This window comes from Desulfovibrio sp. ZJ369, assembly GCF_011039085.1.
Classification (GTDB): domain Bacteria; phylum Desulfobacterota; class Desulfovibrionia; order Desulfovibrionales; family Desulfovibrionaceae; genus Desulfovibrio.
The window spans coordinates 1-1,342 of sequence record NZ_JAAKEI010000097.1; the positions used below are offsets into that span (position 1 = coordinate 1).

Annotated in this window: 1 protein-coding gene and 2 pseudogenes; all 3 read left to right on the forward strand. The window is 63.2% G+C overall.

Features of this window, described 5'->3' with window-relative positions; all coding sequences use genetic code 11:
• Positions 1 to 281: pseudogene (locus tag G7Y51_RS13430) on the forward strand (hypothetical protein); the annotation flags it as partial.
• Between the two features lie 178 nt (positions 282 to 459).
• On the forward strand, positions 460 to 921 hold the full coding sequence (locus G7Y51_RS13435; protein WP_165178257.1) for a hypothetical protein: 462 nt from the start codon (positions 460 to 462) through the stop codon (positions 919 to 921).
• A pseudogene (locus G7Y51_RS13440) lies at positions 911 to 1,342 on the forward strand (hypothetical protein); the annotation flags it as partial. The gene G7Y51_RS13435 and the pseudogene G7Y51_RS13440, both read left to right, overlap by 11 nt.

Here is a 1,342-nt window from a genome sequence, read left to right on the forward strand (position 1 = left end):
GGTACACATGGCGCTCGAAGCCCTTCTTCTTTTCCGCCCTCACACCAATGAGCGCCGTCCGCATTGAAGGCGAGCAGACCGGGGGCGACCCGGTTGACGTGACCATTTTCGGCCCGGACGCGGAATACCCGCGAAGCATGCTGGAAATCAGAAACACCAGAACCGCGCGCATTACCGCCACGCGGGCTGAAAAGCTGTGGAGCCTGGAAATACAGGGAACAGCAACAGTTTATGAGGCCCGGCTCGGCGGGAGCGTTGAGGGGGTGGAATATGGCGCATGAGCATGGCCTCCCCTCTGTGCCCCGTGGGCTGCCCAGGGAGCTTACGATATTCCTCCAGGGCATATTGAGAGTTCTGTCCAGCATGGGCGGCTTTGGTCGTGGCACCGAAAAGACGCGCGCCCTTCGCGTATCGGACGGGAAAACCGTTGCGGCGCCGGCCGCGCTTGGCGCAGGGGCCGTGGCCACGCGGCACATTGGCGACGGCGCGGTCACGCAAAGCAAGCTGGCCGACTTGTGTGTGACAGAGGGCAAGCTGGCACAGAGTTCAGTGACGGCGTTCGCCATAGCGGGCGGGGCGGTCACGGGCGAGGCGCTGGCGGCGCAATGTGTGTCCGCTGACAAGCTCGCGGACAATGCGCTCCCGGCGAGCATGGAGGGCAGCGCCAGGGACGGGGAAGCCGTCCAGATCGGGAAGTGGTACGGCGCGCCCCATGTGGCCCTGCTCGGCTTTCGCGTTCCCCTCATGGATGGGGCCACGCTTCGCGTGGGTATCAAAAATTTGCGCGAGGAGGCCGGCGTGTGGCGTTTTGACGCCGTAGCCCTGAGCGACGGCGGCGAGGAAACAAAGGCGCAGGCGGAGCGCCAGGGGGAAATTTCATGGTGCGCCAGCGGCATAAGGAGGGTGGCGGATGCAAAGTAACGACGTCGGCATGTTTTATCTGGACTGGCAGAACAACCAGCGGCGGGCCACGGAATACCTCAGCGGCGCCTTTCTGGAGATGGAGCAGGACAAGACCATCCGCCCGACTTTCTATGACGGCACGGTCAAGACTGTGGATGATTTTTTGGCCGATCTCTGCCGCCCCGGCTCCCTGCCCTACGCGATTTTCTGGAAAGGCGGCCCCGCCGGTGTCGCGTGGCTGAACAGCGTGGAGGGCAGATCGGCCCGTGGGCATTTCGTGCTTTTCAGCAGGGTATGGGGCCGGGATCGGGCAAGGAAGATCGGGCGCTGCATCTATGAGAACTTCCTCGGATACAGGGACGCGCAGGGATACATGTTCGACGTTATCCTTGGCGTGACGCCAAAAAACAACGTCCTTGCCTGGCGTGGAGCGGTGGCA